Source organism: Pantoea sp. EKM21T (assembly GCF_011800405.1).
Lineage (GTDB): Bacteria > Pseudomonadota > Gammaproteobacteria > Enterobacterales > Enterobacteriaceae > Pantoea > Pantoea agglomerans.
In genome coordinates, this window is sequence record NZ_JAALFV010000013.1 from 63,424 (window position 1) to 80,439 (window position 17,016).

The 17,016-nt window shown below is 53.1% G+C and carries 17 protein-coding genes and 1 pseudogene; 6 read left to right on the forward strand and 12 right to left on the reverse strand.

What is annotated here, in order from left to right; genetic code table 11:
• The first annotated feature begins 115 nt into the window (after positions 1-115).
• The 3 genes from parA to HFD87_RS20770 all read left to right on the forward strand — a co-directional run bounded on the left by parA (position 116) and on the right by HFD87_RS20770 (position 1,313).
• On the forward strand, positions 116-739 hold the full coding sequence (gene parA / locus HFD87_RS20760; protein ID WP_167423887.1) for a ParA family partition ATPase: 624 nt from the start codon (positions 116-118) through the stop codon (positions 737-739).
• Positions 736-939 carry a plasmid partition protein ParG gene (locus tag HFD87_RS20765; protein WP_167423888.1) on the forward strand — a complete coding sequence of 68 codons (204 nt, stop codon included), beginning with the start codon at positions 736-738 and terminating at the stop codon, positions 937-939. The genes parA and HFD87_RS20765 overlap by 4 nt, the downstream gene beginning before the upstream one ends.
• 125 nt (positions 940-1,064) lie before the next feature.
• Entirely contained in the window at positions 1,065-1,313 is a 249-nt protein-coding gene (locus HFD87_RS20770; RefSeq protein WP_227024379.1) for a hypothetical protein, read from the forward strand.
• A 141-nt stretch (positions 1,314-1,454) separates the two neighbouring features.
• Here the strand turns inward: HFD87_RS20770 and HFD87_RS20775 are convergent, their stop codons facing one another.
• The 5 genes and pseudogenes from HFD87_RS20775 to umuD all read right to left on the reverse strand — a co-directional run bounded on the left by HFD87_RS20775 (position 1,455) and on the right by umuD (position 5,247).
• Positions 1,455-1,769, reverse strand: a complete 315-nt coding sequence (locus HFD87_RS20775) for a CcdB family protein (protein WP_031594618.1) — start codon at positions 1,767-1,769, stop codon at positions 1,455-1,457.
• A gap of 2 nt (positions 1,770-1,771) precedes the next feature.
• Positions 1,772-2,008: a type II toxin-antitoxin system CcdA family antitoxin gene (locus HFD87_RS20780; protein ID WP_167423889.1), complete on the reverse strand. Its 237-nt coding sequence runs from the start codon at positions 2,006-2,008 to the stop codon at positions 1,772-1,774.
• A 419-nt stretch (positions 2,009-2,427) separates the two neighbouring features.
• A pseudogene (gene umuC / locus HFD87_RS20785) lies at positions 2,428-3,471 on the reverse strand (translesion error-prone DNA polymerase V subunit UmuC); the annotation flags it as partial.
• Between the two features lie 43 nt (positions 3,472-3,514).
• Positions 3,515-4,789: a translesion error-prone DNA polymerase V subunit UmuC gene (umuC, locus tag HFD87_RS20790; RefSeq protein ID WP_157353391.1), complete on the reverse strand. Its 1,275-nt coding sequence runs from the start codon at positions 4,787-4,789 to the stop codon at positions 3,515-3,517.
• A gap of 8 nt (positions 4,790-4,797) precedes the next feature.
• Entirely contained in the window at positions 4,798-5,247 is a 450-nt protein-coding gene (umuD, locus tag HFD87_RS20795; protein ID WP_157353242.1) for a translesion error-prone DNA polymerase V autoproteolytic subunit, read from the reverse strand.
• Positions 5,248-5,595: 348 nt separating this feature from the next.
• Here umuD and HFD87_RS20800 point away from each other — a divergent pair, with 348 nt between their 5' ends.
• The gene (locus tag HFD87_RS20800; protein ID WP_167423890.1) at positions 5,596-5,931 is read left to right on the forward strand and encodes a helix-turn-helix transcriptional regulator; all 336 of its coding nucleotides are present in this window, start codon (positions 5,596-5,598) and stop codon (positions 5,929-5,931) included.
• On the forward strand, positions 5,928-6,650 hold the full coding sequence (gene arsH, locus HFD87_RS20805; RefSeq protein ID WP_305848814.1) for an arsenical resistance protein ArsH: 723 nt from the start codon (positions 5,928-5,930) through the stop codon (positions 6,648-6,650). The genes HFD87_RS20800 and arsH overlap by 4 nt, the downstream gene beginning before the upstream one ends.
• Positions 6,651-6,710: 60 nt before the next feature.
• On the opposite strand, the gene arsC is transcribed toward arsH, so the two are convergent.
• The 5 genes from arsC to HFD87_RS22840 all read right to left on the reverse strand — a co-directional run bounded on the left by arsC (position 6,711) and on the right by HFD87_RS22840 (position 9,867).
• Positions 6,711-7,139 (reverse strand): glutaredoxin-dependent arsenate reductase, encoded by a 429-nt coding sequence (gene arsC / locus HFD87_RS20810; RefSeq protein ID WP_157353243.1) that lies wholly within the window; start codon positions 7,137-7,139, stop codon positions 6,711-6,713.
• Positions 7,140-7,188: 49 nt separating this feature from the next.
• Complete coding sequence (locus HFD87_RS20815) at positions 7,189-8,472, reverse strand: arsenic transporter (protein WP_157353244.1); 1,284 nt, start codon at positions 8,470-8,472, stop codon at positions 7,189-7,191.
• A 96-nt stretch (positions 8,473-8,568) separates the two neighbouring features.
• Positions 8,569-8,922 carry a metalloregulator ArsR/SmtB family transcription factor gene (locus tag HFD87_RS20820; RefSeq protein ID WP_133846923.1) on the reverse strand — a complete coding sequence of 118 codons (354 nt, stop codon included), beginning with the start codon at positions 8,920-8,922 and terminating at the stop codon, positions 8,569-8,571.
• A gap of 261 nt (positions 8,923-9,183) precedes the next feature.
• On the reverse strand, positions 9,184-9,642 hold the full coding sequence (cadR, locus tag HFD87_RS20825) for a Cd(II)/Pb(II)-responsive transcriptional regulator (protein ID WP_065647961.1): 459 nt from the start codon (positions 9,640-9,642) through the stop codon (positions 9,184-9,186).
• A 60-nt stretch (positions 9,643-9,702) separates the two neighbouring features.
• Entirely contained in the window at positions 9,703-9,867 is a 165-nt protein-coding gene (locus HFD87_RS22840; RefSeq protein WP_207713121.1) for a hypothetical protein, read from the reverse strand.
• Positions 9,868-9,961: 94 nt separating this feature from the next.
• Between HFD87_RS22840 and HFD87_RS20830 the strand changes: the two genes are divergently transcribed.
• Positions 9,962-12,379, forward strand: a complete 2,418-nt coding sequence (locus HFD87_RS20830; protein WP_157353394.1) for a heavy metal translocating P-type ATPase — start codon at positions 9,962-9,964, stop codon at positions 12,377-12,379.
• 173 nt (positions 12,380-12,552) lie between these two features.
• On the opposite strand, the gene silA is transcribed toward HFD87_RS20830, so the two are convergent.
• Both silA and HFD87_RS20840 read right to left on the reverse strand, forming a co-directional pair.
• Positions 12,553-15,699: a Cu(+)/Ag(+) efflux RND transporter permease subunit SilA gene (gene silA, locus HFD87_RS20835; RefSeq protein ID WP_065647963.1), complete on the reverse strand. Its 3,147-nt coding sequence runs from the start codon at positions 15,697-15,699 to the stop codon at positions 12,553-12,555.
• Positions 15,700-15,709: 10 nt separating this feature from the next.
• On the reverse strand, positions 15,710-17,002 hold the full coding sequence (locus tag HFD87_RS20840) for an efflux RND transporter periplasmic adaptor subunit (protein ID WP_133846924.1): 1,293 nt from the start codon (positions 17,000-17,002) through the stop codon (positions 15,710-15,712).
• Positions 17,003-17,016 lie beyond the last annotated feature (14 nt).

Here is a 17,016-nt window from a genome sequence, read left to right on the forward strand (position 1 = left end):
TTACAGGATTACAGGATTACAGGATTACAGGATTACAGGATTACAGGATTACAGGATTACAGGATTACAGGATTACAGTTTTTGAGGCGAATTTTTACATTTGAAAGGTGTGTTTATGGCTAAAGTCATTTCTTTTTTAAACGGTAAGGGGGGAGTTGGTAAAACGACTACTTCAATAAATGTAGCTACAGCAATCGCAAAAAGGGGGGCCAAAGTAATAGTAGTCGATACTGATCCACAGAGTAGCATCGGAAACTGGTACAACGAGGATAAATGCCTCTTTGACGTAGCTGATGCAGGATCAGAAAAAGAAGTCTACTCAGTAAGGAAAACATTGAAATCATATGATTACATAATCATAGATGGTGCTGCTGCGATATCTGCTATTTCAGCTGCTGCAGTCATGGTTTCCGACGTGGTTTTAATTCCAGTAACACCTTCACCGCTGGATTTTGCCGCCTGTGGCGCCATCATTGCTGTGATTGAAGCGCGGCAGGAACTGCAACCAATCAAGGCTAGATTTGTAATAACAAAAAAGGTTAATACAGCCAAAATGCTGAGCGTTCTTAAGGCATCGATTGAAGATACGGGCATTCCCACGCTACGGACAGGAACGACGCAAAGGCAGAGTTACATTAAAACAATGATGGATGGCGGCACTGTTTTTGATACGGACGATTCAAATGCCAAAGGTGAAATCGACGTACTTACAAACGACATTCTGGAATTATGCCAATGAAAATGAAACTCGGTGCTAGCAAAAGTACAATGCAGGCGGTTGACGCTATCCACAAACCGGTTTTACCGACAAAGAAACTCCAGATGAACATTCCTGAAGATCTGCACAAGTCCTTCAAGCTGGCATGTTTGAAGCAGGACAGAGACATGACTGATGTAACAATGGAACTCATCAATGATTGGATGCAAAAAAACCGGTAATTAGATGATTAGATGATTAGATGATTAGATGATTAGATGATTAGATGATTAGATGATTAGATGATTAGATGATTAGATGATTATATACTTATTTGATGCCTTACTGGCTATGGGTGGGCTGCTTTATGGACAGGTTAAAAATAATGCTATCTGCATTTTTGGGCTTTAAGCCGATGAGCTCGATGAGTGATAAAGATAGAAAAAGCGCTGCTGAATGGGGATTCCTGCTGAGCACGCTGTTTATCGTGCCGCTTTTCTTCATGCATGAGGCCAGTGAACTGATCAAAATAGGTATGCAACTGCTGTGGGGCGCCTGCGTTTCGCGCGCCGCATTTCTGGCCAACGGCGGCTGGAACAAGAAAAAATCACGTTAATAAATCACCTTGAGGGGGCTAATGCTCAGTAGAACGAAAACTCACGTTGTGTTTCACAAAATACAGGCATGGATCATTAGGGGGAGATTGTTTAGATAGGGTTCTGGCTTAGAACCCCGAAGGGCCACATCGTAGGAGTCACTAGATACCGTCGAGAAGAAAATCAATAGCAGCTTTAATCTCTGTACGATAGAGAGATGAATCGCAGAAAACAGCCCCCAAAGCACGAGTGGGAATGCTCGCCATTTCATGCGTCATTACGGCATATTCTTTGTCATCAGTCAGTCTGATAAGCGGAACCAGCCGTTCAGGTCGCGTGCTGCTCGGGTACTTTTCAAGAGGCAGCAAGGGGATCACAATCCTGCGGTTCAACTGCCCGATAATATCGCTGGTAACATCGAGCAGCAGGGGATAGACGGCGCTTTTCCCGGTATTACTGTATACAGTGAACTGCATTCTTAAAATGTCCTGTACTCATCGCTGAAACAACCGTGTTCATCGTGAAAGCGGTTTAAAGCTTCCAGTGCTTCGCTGTTTTCCTCCTGCCATTTTTTTGCCTCGTACTGACGAAGTTCAGCGTCGAGGGCCGTGGTCAGGGTAGCACTGAGATTAATTCCGGCCTCACGCGCACGGCTGAGTAAGTCACGTTCTACGGTCATGGTAACGCTTTGCGTTGCTCGTTGTGCTATAGCCATAAATACCCCACGTAAAATCCCGTGTAACTAACACTGTCAATCACACGGAATATAACACAGGAAAATAACTTTGGGGGAGTAATAGCTTAACGTGAGTTTTCGTTCCACTGCGCGCCAGCCCCCTTTTAATGCAGAAGTGTTGATGAAAATACAGGAACTACTGACGTATATGCGCGGGTAGGGGGTGATGCTCACAACGATTACCCAGTAAGCCGATATGTTTAAGGGTCCTGTCCAAAGGCGCTGCCCTGTCTTTAAGGGATGGCTTTATCAGCTTGCTCATGGTGACAGGCTACCACGCGGGCGATAATTCCGTGGAAAACGCCCGTGCAGACCTCTCTACGCTGTTGGTAAATTCTGGCAGCACTCTTCTTGAGAAATCAGGGCTTCAGGCGTACATCACACTCTCCTGAAACCGGCTACATCACGCGCGCTACCGGAATATCGCTCCAGCGCGTTGTCCATGCCGGTGAGAGCATGTCCCGCTTCATTTTCCATTCCGTATTCACGCCCTGACCGGCAAACCACACACTGCCCAGCCCGGACTGATTGATCCCGTCAAGAACCTTCATCAACTGGGCACTGTTAGCACGTGGCTTATTCTCATCGAACAGATTCAACTGACTGACGCCGTTAGGCGTAAAATCGTCGAGCATTATCCCGGCCTTCATGTAACGTCGCCCTTCAAGCCAGATGCGATCGAGAGACCGCATGGCAACTTCAATTACGTCACGTGTGTCCTGGGTAGAAATCTTAAGACTCTCACCGGCGCTATTGCCATAAAATATCTCACCCTGCGCATGCGGCGAGGTGCGAATAAAGACGCTGATACGCCGGCAGAACTGACGCTCCTTTCTGAGCTTCTCTGCAGCTCGGGTTGCATACTGACACAGCGCCTCCTGCATCAGCACCTTCGACGTAATTCTCTCGCCAAAAGAGCGGCTGCAGACGATCTGCTGTTTCGCTGGTACAAATTCTTCGAGAGGAATACAGGATTCCCCATTAAGTTCCCGTACAGTACGCTCCAAAACCACGCTGAAGTTTTTACGGATAAGGGCAGGGTGGGCGCGTGACAGCTGCAGGGCGTTTTCAATGCCCATCAGATTAAGGCGCTTGCCTATGCGTCGACCGACGCCCCAGATTTCCTCAACGGGCTGGTTCGCCAGCAAGGTGGCGGTGCGCTTCGGATTACCCGGAGTCAGAGCTAATACACCGCGGAACTGCGGCCACTCCTTGCTGGCCCATTGGGCTGATTTGGCCAGGGTTTTTGTCGGCCCCATACCCACGCCGACAGTGAGGCCAGTCGTAGCCAGTACGTGTACGCGCAGGCGCCGGCCAAAATGTTCAAAGTCTTCACAGAAATCAATGCCGGTCAGGTCCAGGAACATCTCGTCAATAGAATACTGTTCCACGCGAGGCGTTATCTCTTCCAGCGCGGTCATTACGCGTTGAGACATACTGTGGTTTATGTGGAATAGAGTTTCAACAGCTTAATTAATAACCGTCTCAGAGCACGCGTGCTTTAGGAATGTCTGACCAGCGCGTGGTCCAGGCAGGGCTGAGCATTTCACGCTTCATTTTCCACTCAGTGTTAATTCCCTGTCCGGCAAACCACACATTTCCCAGTCCTGACTGGTTAATGCCGTCCAGTACCTTCATCAGCTGTGCGCTGTTAGCCCGTGGTCGATTATCGTCAAACAGGTTTAGCTGGCTTACGCCGTTCGGCGTGAAGTTATCAAGCATGATGCCGGCTTTCATGTACCTGCGACCCTCAAGCCAGATACGATCGAGCGACCGCATCGCAGACTCAATGATGTCCCGCGTGTCCTGTGTTGGTAGTGTCAGCTTCTCTCCGGCGCTGTTTCCGTAAAACACCTCACCGCTGGCGTGTGGCGACGTCCGGATAAACACGCCGATGTTGCGGCAGTACTGACGTTCCCCGCGCAGCTTTTCCGCTGCACGAGCAGCATACTGACACAACGCCTGCTGCATGGCTGTTTTTGTAGTAATGCGCTCCCCGAAGCTGCGACTGCAGACTATCTGCTGTTTTGCTGGCGGCAGTTCTTCCAGCGGAATACATGACTCACCGTTCAGCTCGCGTACGGTGCGTTCCAGCACCACGGAAAAGTTATCGCGAATGAACTTTGGACGCGCGCGTGACAGCTGCAGGGCTGTTTCGATACCCATAAGGCTGAGTCGCTTACCGATACGCCGTCCCACCCCCCATATTTCCTCAACGGGCTGGTTAGCCAGCAGGGTTTCAGTACGTTTCGGATTACCCGGCGTCAGCGCCAGCACGCCGCGAAACTGTTTCCACTCCTTACTCGCCCACTGGGCCGATTTTGCCAGCGTTTTAGTGGGCCCCATGCCGACACCCACGGTAAGACCCGTTGTGGTAAATACATGCGCGCGCAGGCGACGACCAAAAGCTTCGAAGTCCTCACAGCCGTTAATACCGGTAAGATCCAGAAACATCTCATCAATGCTGTACTGCTCGACGCGTGGTGTTATCTCCTCAAGCGCGGTCATCACTCTCTGGCTGAGGCTGTGATAAAGCGCATAGTTTGAGCTGAACACGTGTACCTTTTCCGGATAGTCCTGCGTTTTTATCTGGAACCACGGTGCACCCATTTTTATGCCCAGTGCTTTTGCACCAGCAGAGCGCGCAATAACGCAGCCATCGTTATTACTGAGTACGACTACCGGCCTGCCACGCAGGTCCGGGCGGAAAAGCGTCTCACAGCTGGCATAGAAAGAGTTGACGTCAGCCAGTCCGAACATGGGCATAATTATCTCCGACGTGCACGGGTACTGTTAAAGAACCAGGTGACAACGCCGAGCAGCTGGAGCTCTTCCGGATAGATGGCGGCGTAAGCAGGGTTCATCGGCAGCAGTGCCACCCGTGGGATCAGCTGCAGGCGCTTAACTGTGAACTCACCGCCAACCTCGGCGATGACGATGTCGCCGTGCGTGGGTGGCTCCGCGCGATCGACCACCATAACATCGCCGTCATAAAGCCCCAGCTCCTGCATGCTGTTGCCACTGGCCCGTACGAAGAATGTGGACGCCCGTCTGCGAATACAGAGCTCATTCAGGTCCAGCTCTTTCTCTACATAATCCTGAGCAGGGGAGGGAAAGCCAGCTGAGCAGGGATCTGCGTACAGCGGCACCTTTACCGTTGGGGTTAAAATCGGCGGCCATAACAGCGTCAGGCCCTGAGCGTAACTGACCGCTTTCATAACGCGGCGTCCCGGACGTGTTGCTGTGTACGGATTAGGAAAAAAAATGTAAAGCGCATAAAAATCCTCCTTTAAATTATACTGGTTATATGAACAGTATTATTGAGCCTGGAATTTCTGGCAAGAGGAAGCGAAACGGTTATGGCTAAAGCTGTTGTCAGAGCGCTGGAATTTTACTGAAATGCTGAGCTATGGCCTTTTTATATGCTCTGCCACTGCAGCCGGATCAACAGGATATAAAAGGCTTTCTTTTTGAGCGCAGCACTTTTATGGCGGGAAGAGGCTTGACCATTCAGTCCGCTTTAAATTATATTTCCATTATTCTGGAAATATAGATTTGGTGATGGCGTGGACATACAAAATGCGGCGGCTGCTCTCAGGGAACTGGGACACGTGACGCGACTGGGAATTTACCGTGAACTGGTGAAAGCCGGGCCTGAAGGACTGCCCGTGGGTGACATTCAGAAAAGACTGGCTATTCCGGCCTCCACGCTCAGCCATCATCTTTCTGCGCTGATGTCCGCTGGCCTCATAAGCCAGGAACGGCAGAGCCGCACCCTGTTCTGCAGGCCCTGCTATGCACAGCTTGAGCAGCTGATGGCTTTTCTGACTGAAGAGTGTTGCGCCGGTGGCAGCGGCTGCAGCCTGCCCACCACGATTACTCATAAAGAGACTCTATTGTGAATAACTTCAATGATGCCCTGAACAATATCGATCCGGCGCTCCTGGATGCGCCCCTTACGGAAGAACAATTAAAGGCCGAAGAGGTGACGCACCCGCCCCGTATTCTGATGCTCTACGGCTCGCTGCGGGAGCGCTCTTACAGCCGTCTCACTACTGAGGAGGGCGCCCGGTTGCTGACGGCCATGGGAGCAGAAGTGAAGATATTCAATCCGTCCGGCCTGCCGCTGCCGGATGATGCACCTGAGACGCACCCGAAGGTTACAGAGCTGCGCGAACTGGTGCTCTGGTCAGAAGGGATGGTCTGGTGCTCTCCTGAGCGTCATGGTGCCATGACCGGCATCATGAAGACGCAGATTGACTGGATACCGCTGACGTCCGGTGCGGTCCGGCCCTCGCAGGGGAAAACCCTTGCTGTCATGCAGGTCAGCGGCGGCTCACAGTCGTTCAACGCCGTAAACCAGATGCGTATTCTTGGGCGCTGGATGCGGATGATCACTATCCCGAACCAGTCATCCGTGGCAAAAGCCTGGGCCGAGTTTGATGAGACCGGCCGCATGAAGCCTTCTCCGTATTACGACCGCATCGTGGACGTCATGGAGGAACTGATGAAGTTCACCCTGCTGACGCGCGGGCGAAGCGATTATCTGACCGACCGCTACAGCGAAAGGAAAGAGAGTGCTGCGCAGCTCTCAGAGCGGGTCAACCAGCGCAGCATATAAAAAAGCCGGCATCTGCCGGCTTTTTTTACACTCGTTATATATATGCCACCTGGTGAAAAATCAGTGGCTGACGCGGTTACCGTGCTCATCAATGACGGCTTCGCCGTCCTCTTTGGTAAACGCGCCCTGCTGCGGGTCCGGCAGTATGTCCAGAACTGCTTCGGAGGGGCGGCAGAGCTTCGTACCGAGCGGCGTCACCACCACCGGACGATTAATGAGGATCGGATGAGCCAGCATGGCATCGAGCAGCTCGTCATCGCTGAAGAGATCTTCTGCCAGGCCGAGCTGCTCGTACGGTTCGGTATTTTTGCGCAGCAGGGTACGCACGCTGATGCCCATGTCCGCAATCAGCTTTTTCAGCTCATCGCGCGACGGCGGTGTTTCCAGATACAGAATAACCGTGGGTTCGGTGCCGCTGTTGCGGATAAGCGCCAGAGTATTGCGGGACGTCCCGCACGCCGGGTTGTGATAAATGGTGATGTCAGTCATAAGCGGTACTCCATAAATGCACTGCTCAGGCGCAGCGCCGGGGTTAAGGTTAAACAGACAGGCGCAGGGCCAGCGCGGCCAGCGTCACAAACAGTACCGGCAGGGTCATCACGATGCCCACGCGGAAGTAGTAGCCCCAGCTGACAGTAATGTTTTTCTGCGCCAGGACGTGCAGCCACAACAGGGTAGCGAGGCTGCCGATGGGGGTGATTTTCGGGCCAAGGTCGCAGCCGATGATGTTGGCATAAATCATCGCCTCCTTCACCACGCCCTGCGCGGTGCTGCCATCAATTGAAAGCGCGCCAACCAGCACGGTAGGCATGTTGTTCATCACCGAGGAAAGCGTCGCCGTCAGAAAGCCGGTGCCGAGCGTTGCGCCCCAGACGCCGTGCTCTGCAAACCGGTTCAGGGCGGCAGAAAGATAATCCGTCAGGCCGGCATTGCGAAGTCCGTATACCACCAGGTACATGCCGAGCGAGAAGATAACAATCTGCCAGGGCGCACCTTTCAGTACCTTGCTGGTATCAATCACGTGGCCTTTCCGGGCTACCAGCCAGAGAATAAACGCCGCCACCGCTGCCACCAGGCTGACCGGTACGCCAAGGGGTTCAAGAGCGAAAAAGCCGGCCAGCAGCAGAATGAGAACAATCCAGCCGGTTTTAAAGGTGCGCGCATCGCGAATGGCCTCACGCGGCGCCTTCAGCTTCGCCAGGTCGTAAGTGGCCGGGATGTCCCTGCGGAAAAACAGGTGCAGCATCACCAGCGTGGCGACCACGGACGCGATATTCACCGGCACCATCACCGAGGCATACTCGCTGAAACCCAGTTTAAAGAAGTCTGCCGTGACGATATTCACCAGGTTTGACACGATGAGCGGCAGGCTGGAGGTATCGGCGATAAAGCCGGCCGCCATCACAAACGCCAGCGTGGCCCCGGGGCTGAAGCCCAGCGCCAGCAGCATGGCGATAACGATCGGCGTCAGAATTAGCGCGGCTCCGTCATTGGCAAACAGCGCCGCCACTGCTGCACCCAGCAGAACGATATACGTGAACAGCAACCGGCCCCTGCCGCCGCCCCAGCGTGAAACGTGCAGCGCGGCCCATTCGAAAAAGCCGGACTCATCAAGGAGCAGGCTGATAATGATGACCGCAATAAACGTGGCCGTGGCGTTCCAGACAATCTGCCAGACCACAGGAATGTCTCCGATGTGTACCACGCCGGTCAGCAGCGCCAGCGCCGCGCCGATAACGGCACTCCAGCCAATGCTGAGCCCTTTCGGCTGCCAGATCACCAGTATCAGGGTCAGGATAAAAATCGCACCCGCCAGAAACATACTCTCTCCTTCTTAATTATAACTGCCCGTTAAAGCGGGCTGCTAAGTGTACCCTGTAAACATATGCATTTAATCGAATGTGTTTAGATAAAATTTTTACATGCAGACAGCTTTGCCGTTGGTGGTTGAGTTATCACGCTCAGCCTGCTGACTGAGATGAAGAATTTCATCCCGCTGACACAGATATGCCTGCTCAATGACCGCTGCTGCCCACGCAGGCATGTGTGGCGATAACCGGTAATGGATCCACTTGCCGTCGCGCCTGTCGATAAGCAGTTCACTCTCTCTGAGCAGGGCCAGGTGCCGCGATATTTTTGGCTGTGTTTCTTTCAGGATAGATACAAGCTCGCAGACGCAGAGCTCCCCTTTTTCGCGCAACAACAGCACCAGGCTGAGCCGGGTTTCGTCAGAAAGATTCTTAAAAAGTTGCAGGGGCAAAAGTGACGGCATAATTTCTCCTTCGTGGCGGACAGCAACAAGTCTCGTCTTCTGCAGACGAAAGGTCAATTTTATATTGATAAATTCATATATGTTGTGACGTGATTACAGGCTTTTCTGTACAGCTTAATGAGGGAATAGCGGTTAAACGATGTCACACAGATTTTAACGGCAGCACACTTTCAGCTGCCTTAATAGACGGGCAAGACGAAGTCACATCACAAAAAAGCCTGTTTCTTTAGTGAACAGTTCTACTTACAGCAGAAAGCAGCATCAGTAAGAGTGGCTTCCGGCCAGATGACCTGCAGTGATAACCGGCACGATATCCTCAGACTCTTCTGTCTGCTCCAGTTCGCGCAGAATTCCGCAGTCCCGTGTTGCCCGGTTGGCATTGCAGTGGCTTTGGAGCTCAAAAAGTTGTTTTTCCAGCATATTCAGTTCACGAATACGGGCCTGAACGTGGTTCAGATGTTCATTTATCAGGGCATTAACCGTACCGCAGTCTGCGTCAGGCTGGCTGCGCGCCTGCAGCAACACCCGGATTTCTTCATGGGTCATATCGAGCGCCCGGCAGCGCCGGATAAACATAAGCCTTTCGAGATGTGCGCTGTCGTAATGGCGGTAGTTATTAGTCTGGTCCCGCAATGCGGCCTGCAAAAGCCCCTCTCGCTCATAATAACGTACCGTCTCTACAGGACATCCCGCCTGGCGGGCCAGTTCACCAATTTTCATATCACACCTCTTCTGAGCTTGACCCTGTAGTTACATCAGGGTCTTTAATGCCAGTATACGTTATGAACGGGATAAAAAAATGAGTGACTGCTGCAGTAATAAAAAATGTGGATCAGCCGCAACCGTAGAGGAGGCGTCTGTTAAAAATACCGCAACTGCCCCGACTGAGGCTTCCGGGAAGATGCCACCAAAAACGACTGAGACCACACCGGCTTGTTGCAGCACCGGGAGCTGCTGCTCAACGGACGGCCTGAGCCAGGTGTCCGAACTGGTTGCAGAGCATCCCCGCAACGATGACGTTCAGACGCGTCTGCGCATCATGCAGATGGACTGCCCGACGGAGGAGGCGCTCCTCCGAAAAAAACTGGCAAAATTATCTGCCGTCAGCAATCTCGAATTCAATCTTATACAGAGGGTGCTTACCGTGACCCATACGCCGCAGGCGCTGGAACCGGTTCTGCAGGCGGTGCGCTCGCTGGGTTTTGACCCGGAACCGATTGATAAAGCAATGCAGCCTGAAGGCAACTGTTGTACAGGCCGTGAGGCGGAAAGTACCGGCGGTTCCTGCTGCGCACCTGTCCCTGTCACATTCGGTGAGCTGCAGACGCAGCAGTTGACCGCTGACGGGGTGCGTACCAGTATCAGGATCATGCAGATGGACTGCCCTGTTGAAGAGGGCATGATTCGTAAAAAGCTGGATGGCATGTCAGCCGTCAAGGAACTGGATTTCAATCTTATGCAGCGCGTACTGACGGTGGTTCACGCACCGGATGCGCTGGAGCCAGTTCTGGCCGCCATTCGTTCGCTGGGCTTTGAACCTGAACTTCCTGACAGTAATGGCCGGCACGTGGTCACTGAGGAAAAGAAAAAACCCTGGTGGCCGCTCGCGCTTGCCGGTGTGGCGGCAAGCGCCGCCGAAGCCATGCATTGGGCGGGCATGCCGGAATGGCTGGAAGCGGCTCTTGCTCTTGCTGCCGTTGCGGCCTGTGGCCTGTCCACGTACAAAAAAGGCTGGATTGCTCTTCGCAACGGCAACCTGAACATCAACGCCCTGATGAGTATTGCCGTCACCGGGGCGCTGGCGCTCGGACAGTGGCCTGAAGCCGCCATGGTAATGGTCCTGTTCACGATTGCGGAACTGATTGAAGCAAAGTCTCTTGATCGCGCCCGCAATGCCATCGGCTCTCTGATGAAACTGACGCCTGAAACGGCCACAATTCAGCAGCCGGACGGCTCCTGGAAAGAAACTGAGGCCGTGTCTGTATCCCTTAACAGCGTGGTCAGGGTAAAACCGGGCGAGCGTATCGCCCTCGACGGCACGGTGGTTCGGGGAAGGACCGCCATTAATCAGGCACCTATTACCGGCGAAAGCCTGCCGGTGGATAAAGGGGAAGGCGACCCGGTCTTCGCCGGGACGGTCAACGGATCCGGTGGCTTTGAGTACCGGGTAACGGCCGCTGCCGGAAATACCACGCTTGCGCGTATCATTCATGCCGTGGAGGAAGCGCAGGGGGCAAAAGCCCCTACGCAGCGCTTTGTTGATCGCTTTGCGCAAATTTATACCCCTGTGGTGTTTGCTATTGCCGTCGCAGTTGCCGTTCTCCCGCCGCTGATTGCAGGTGAAAGCTGGCAGGCGTGGATATACAAGGCGCTGGTGATGCTGGTTATCGCCTGTCCCTGTGCGCTGGTCATTTCCACGCCAGTGACCCTTGTCAGCGGCCTGACGGCAGCAGCCCGCCGGGGGATATTGATCAAGGGCGGCGTTTATCTTGAAGAGGGTCGAAAGCTGAAGTGGCTGGCGCTCGACAAGACCGGCACCCTGACGCACGGTAAGCCGGTACAGACGGATGCGATTATCTATACCGGGGTGGCAGAAGACGAGGGGCGCAGGCTGGCTGTGAGCCTGGCAGGTTACTCCGATCATCCGGTTTCGCAGGCTGTATCGGCGGCATCAGATAGCATTCAGCGTTATGAAGTGGAAAACTTTGAGGCTCTGCCAGGCCGCGGCGTGCGTGGCGTCATCAACGGTCAAACCTACAGTCTGGGCAATCTGAGGCTGGCTGAAGAAACGGTGCGCTGCCCGGAAGCGGTCAGGGCTGCACTAACGGAACTGGAGACCGGGGGTAAAACGGTCATCATGCTCTGTGACACTCATCAGGTGCTTGGGCTGTTTGCGGTGGCTGATACGGTGAAGGAAAGCAGCCGCGAGGCGATAAGTCAGTTGCATAGTCTGGGTGTCAAAACGCTCATGCTGACCGGAGACAATGCGCACACTGCGCAGGCCATTGCCGGTCAGGTTGGTATCGATGAGGCGCGGGGGGATCAGCTGCCGGAAGATAAACTGCGTGCTGTAGAAACGTTTACGGCGCAGGGCACGACCGGCATGGTAGGCGACGGCATCAATGATGCACCGGCGCTGGCCCGCGCCGATATCGGCTTTGCCATGGGCGCAATGGGCACGGATACCGCCATCGAGACTGCCGATGTGGCCCTCATGGATGACGATTTGCGTAAAATCCCGGCTTTTGTCCGACTCTCCCGCCAGACGTATAACGTTCTGGTTCAGAATATCGTTATGGCTATTGGGATCAAGGCAGTGTTTCTGGCCCTGACCATTGCAGGTATGGGCACCATGTGGATGGCGGTATTCGCGGATGTGGGTGCAAGCCTGCTTGTCGTGGCAAATGGTCTGCGCCTGTTACGTAATAAGCAGCGGTTGCTGCCTATCAGATTATGATGGGCAGTGTCAGGAGAAGCCGTTGGCTTATATCTTCTGCGTTTTGTTGCCAATGCCGGCTCTGGAAAACTGAGTGACAGCATCACTGACACAGCACTTTTCATAATAGACGTAGTGCAGTTTCGATACCCATCCTGATATAAAGGCTCTCTCCGACAGAGGGCCTTAGAATGTCATGATACGTCTGTTTTATGCCTGCGCAGCCAGATTAATTTGTAGGCAGCAGGAATAATGAACAGTGAAAGAAGCGGAGCTGTTATCATCCCTCCAATCATGGGGGCCGCAATCCGACTCATGACTTCTGAGCCTGCTCCGGTTCCCCACAGAATGGGTAGCAGGCCCGCAATGATCACCGCTACAGTCATGGCTTTTGGCCGGACACGTAATACTGCTCCATGATAAAGAGCTTCATCAAGGCCTTCAGGTGTGAACGTCTCCCGGTGGGACAATTCCGGGTGTGCTTCAATGGCATGACGCAGATACATCAGCATGACCACACCAAATTCTGCCGCCACCCCGGCCAGGGCGATAAACCCGGTTCCGGTCGCCACAGACATGTGGAAGCCCTGCCAGTAGAGGAACCATATTCCCCCGACCAGCGCGAACGGCAGACTCATCAGGATCAGCAAGGCCTCATCCACACGACGGAATGCCAGATACAACAGGATGAAAATGATCACCACCGTCATCGGAACCATCAGTTTCAGTTTCTTGTTGGCATGCTCCAGTAATTCAAACTGACCGGAGAATGACACGCTGGTCCCCGGTCTCAGTTTCACTTTTTCGCTGATAGCCGTCCTGATATCGTTGACCACCGACACCATGTCCCTGCCGCGGGCATCAACATAAATCCAGCTGGCCGGTCGCGCGTTTTCCGTTTTCAGCATGGTAGGTCCGGATACAACGTTAATATCGGCAACGTCACCCAGCGTGATCTGCTGTTTCATGGGTGTCAGGATGGGCATTTCCCTCAGAGCTTGTGGACTGCTCCGGTAATCCTGCGGGTAACGGATATTAATCGGATACCGGGCCACGCCCTCAACCGTTTCCCCCACCGTCGCGCCGCCGATGGCTGAGGAGACAAACAGCTGGACATCACCCACCGTCATCCCGTAGCGGGAGGCTTTTTCACGGTTAATATCGATGTCAATGTAGCGCCCGCCCTCCAGTCGCTCGGCCAGAGCCGATATCACGCCCGGCACGGTTTTGGCTACCGCCTCAATGCTCTGCGCCGTTGCATCGATATCGGACAGAACAGTACCTGACACCTTGATACCTATCGGACTTTTTATCCCGGTTGAGAGCATATCAATACGGTTACGGATGGGGGGCACCCAGAGGTTAGCCAGACCGGGTAAACGGACCGTTTTATCGAGTTCGTCAATAATCTTGTCAATCGTCATGCCGGGCCGCCACTGATCCTCTGGTTTAAGCTGGATCGTGGTTTCCATCATTTCGAGCGGCGCGGAATCCGTCGCGGTCTCGGCCTTCCCGGTCTTGCCAAAAACAGAAGCTACTTCAGGTACGGTTTTAATAAGCTTATCCGTGGTCTGTAAGAGCGCAGCGGCCGCTGCCGGCGACACGCCCGGCAATGTTGAGGGCATATACAACAGGTCGCCCTCATTTATCTTCGGCAGAAACTCGCCGCCTACCTGACTCAGGGGCCAGATAACCGTGAAGATGGATAAGGTCGCAACCAGCAGGGTTATTTTTGGCCAGTGAAGTACCCGCAGCAGCAAAGGATGATACGCTTTGATCAGCAGCCGGTTCAGGGGATTGCTGGTCTCGGCAGGAATTTTCCCGCGGATCCAGAATCCCATCAGAATCGGAATGACGATGATGGCCAGCGCGGCCGCGCCCGCCATGGAGTAGGTTTTCGTGAAGGCCAGCGGACCAAACAGACGACCTTCCTGTCCTTCCAGGGTAAAAATAGGAATAAAGGACAGGGTAATGATCAACAGACTGATAAACAGCGCGGGTCCCACTTCAACGGAGGCATCGGTGATAACCTTCCAGCGGGTTGCGTTATCAATCTGCTCACCCGGATGCTGATGATCCCACTCTTCCAGCCATTTATGCGCATTTTCAATCATCACGATGGCGGCATCCACCATCGCCCCTACGGCAATGGCGATCCCTCCCAGCGACATTATATTGGCGTTCAGCCCCTGGAAATGCATGACAATAAAGGCGATACACAGACCAAGAGGCAGAGAAATAATCGCCACCAGGGCCGAACGAACATGCCACAGGAACAGGGCGCAGACGATGGCCACCACGATAAACTCTTCCAGGAGTTTGTAGCTGAGGTTGTCAATGGCCCGGTCAATTAACTGGCTGCGATCGTAGGTAGTCACAATCTCAACGCCTTCAGGCAAACTTGCCTTCAGGGTCTCCAGTTTATCTTTCACTGCCGTGATAACGTCGCGCGCATTTTTACCCGACCGCAGGATCACGACGCCGCCGGCGACTTCTCCCTGACCGTTAAGTTCTGCTATACCACGCCGCATTTCAGGCCCGGTCTGCACGCGGGCCACGTCCCGCAGATAAATCGGTACACCGTTTTCTCCGGTTTTCAGGACGATGTTATTGAAATCGTCTATGGACTGGAGGTAACCGCTGGCCCGGACCATGTACTCCGCTTCGGCGATTTCAACGGATGAGCCACCGGCTTCCTGATTAGATGACTCAAGGGCCTGTTTTACTTCTGGCAGGCTGATGCCGTACTGGGCCAGTTTCTCCGGGTTAACCTGGATTTGGTACTGCTTGACCACGCCGCCTACTGATGCAACTTCCGCGACGTTAGGGATAGTTTTCAGTTCAAATTTCAGGAACCAGTCCTGCAGAGAGCGCAGTTCGGAAAGGTCGTGTTTTCCGCTGTGATCAACCAGAGCATATTCAAATATCCAGCCCACACCTGTGGCATCAGGCCCGATTTCCGAGCTTACACCGGAAGGCAGTTTTCCCTGAACCTGATTAAGGTATTCGAGCACACGCGAGCGGGCCCAGTACAGATCGGTCCCGTCCTCAAAAATGACATACACGTAGGAATCGCCGAACTGGGAAAAACCGCGCACGGTCTTGGCACCGGGTACCGACAGCATGGTGGTCGTGAGCGGATATGTAACCTGGTTTTCAACAATCTGCGGAGCCTGACCAGGATAGCTGGTCTTGATAATTACCTGTACATCGGACAGATCGGGTAGCGCATCCACAGGGGTGTTGATGATAGTCCAGGTGCCCCAGACACTAAGAAACAGAGCGGCCATCATAACGAGGAAACGGTTGGCAACCGATCGCCGTATAATCCATTCAATCATCATCGTCTCCTCAATGACCGGAATGTGTATTTGCAGACGGAGCGGACATTGGCGACATTGTGCCGTCCGTTGTTTCCGGATGACGCATACGTTCCAGTGCGCCCGTAATGTTGGCTTCGGAGTCAATCAGGAACATGCCGCTGACTACCACCATATCGCCTTCATTGAGGCCGGTGCCGATACCGGACTGTTGCTGAGATTCGTGGAGAACGTGGACCCTTTTTGGCACAAACCGACCTTCTGCATCGACAGTGATCACGCGCTGTTCTTTACCGGTGTCAATAACGGCCTGCGACGGGATCAGCAACATTTCCTGGCTCCGGGTATTCAGTTTCAGATAGGCATTCATGCCCGGTTTAAGACGTTCGTCCTTGTTTGATACCTGCAGACGTACCTGCAGGGTCCGGGTGGTTTGATCGACGCTGGGAAGAATGTTCCATTTTTCTACATGGAACAATTTATCCGGATAGGCCGGTACTGAAATTTCAAATTGAGAGGTGTCTTTCAGGAGATAGGCGATGGATTCGGGTACTGCCGCACTGATCCAGACCGGATCCATCCCCTGAATCTGTGCCACCACTTTATCTTTTGAGATATTCATACCAGTGCGCAGGTCAAACGCCGTAATGACACCATCTATCGGTGCCTTAATGGTAAACCGGGTCTGAATACTCCGGGTTGACCGCAGTTTCTGGATATCCTTTTCCGGCATTCCGGCCAGACGAAGTCGTTCAAGCACACCTTTAATTTGCGTTGGTGTCCCTCCGGTGCCAGATAACAGTAGAAACTCACTTTGTGCTTCCACCCATTCCGGAATGGTAATATCGATAAGCGGTGTACCTTCCTTCACATGATCGCCAATCGTCAGGGGATACACTTTTTCGACGAAACCGTCAGAGCGCGCCTGCACAATGACAAACTGATACTCGTTGTAAATAACATTGGCCGGTATTGTCTGAGAATAATTCAGCATTCCGCGTGTGACTTTTTGCGTTTTTAATCCCAGGTTCTGAACCAGCGTTGGATCAATACGGATCCCATCGCTGATTTTCTCGCCGCTTTCATTTGCATATTTTGGCACCAGGTCCATGTCCATAAAGGGTGATTTTCCGGGTTTATCAAATTTCGTATCCGGTTTCATCGGGTCATACCAGAAAAGTATCTTTCGCTCCGGTGTCTTTAGTTCCGTTTGTACTGTTTTTTGTTCCGGGTTTACATACTGCCAGGCAGTAACCGATATCAGCCCCCCTGCTATCAGGCTGCTGATAATTATTGCAGCATATTTTATCTTTAAAGAAGCCATACAATTTCTCGCTG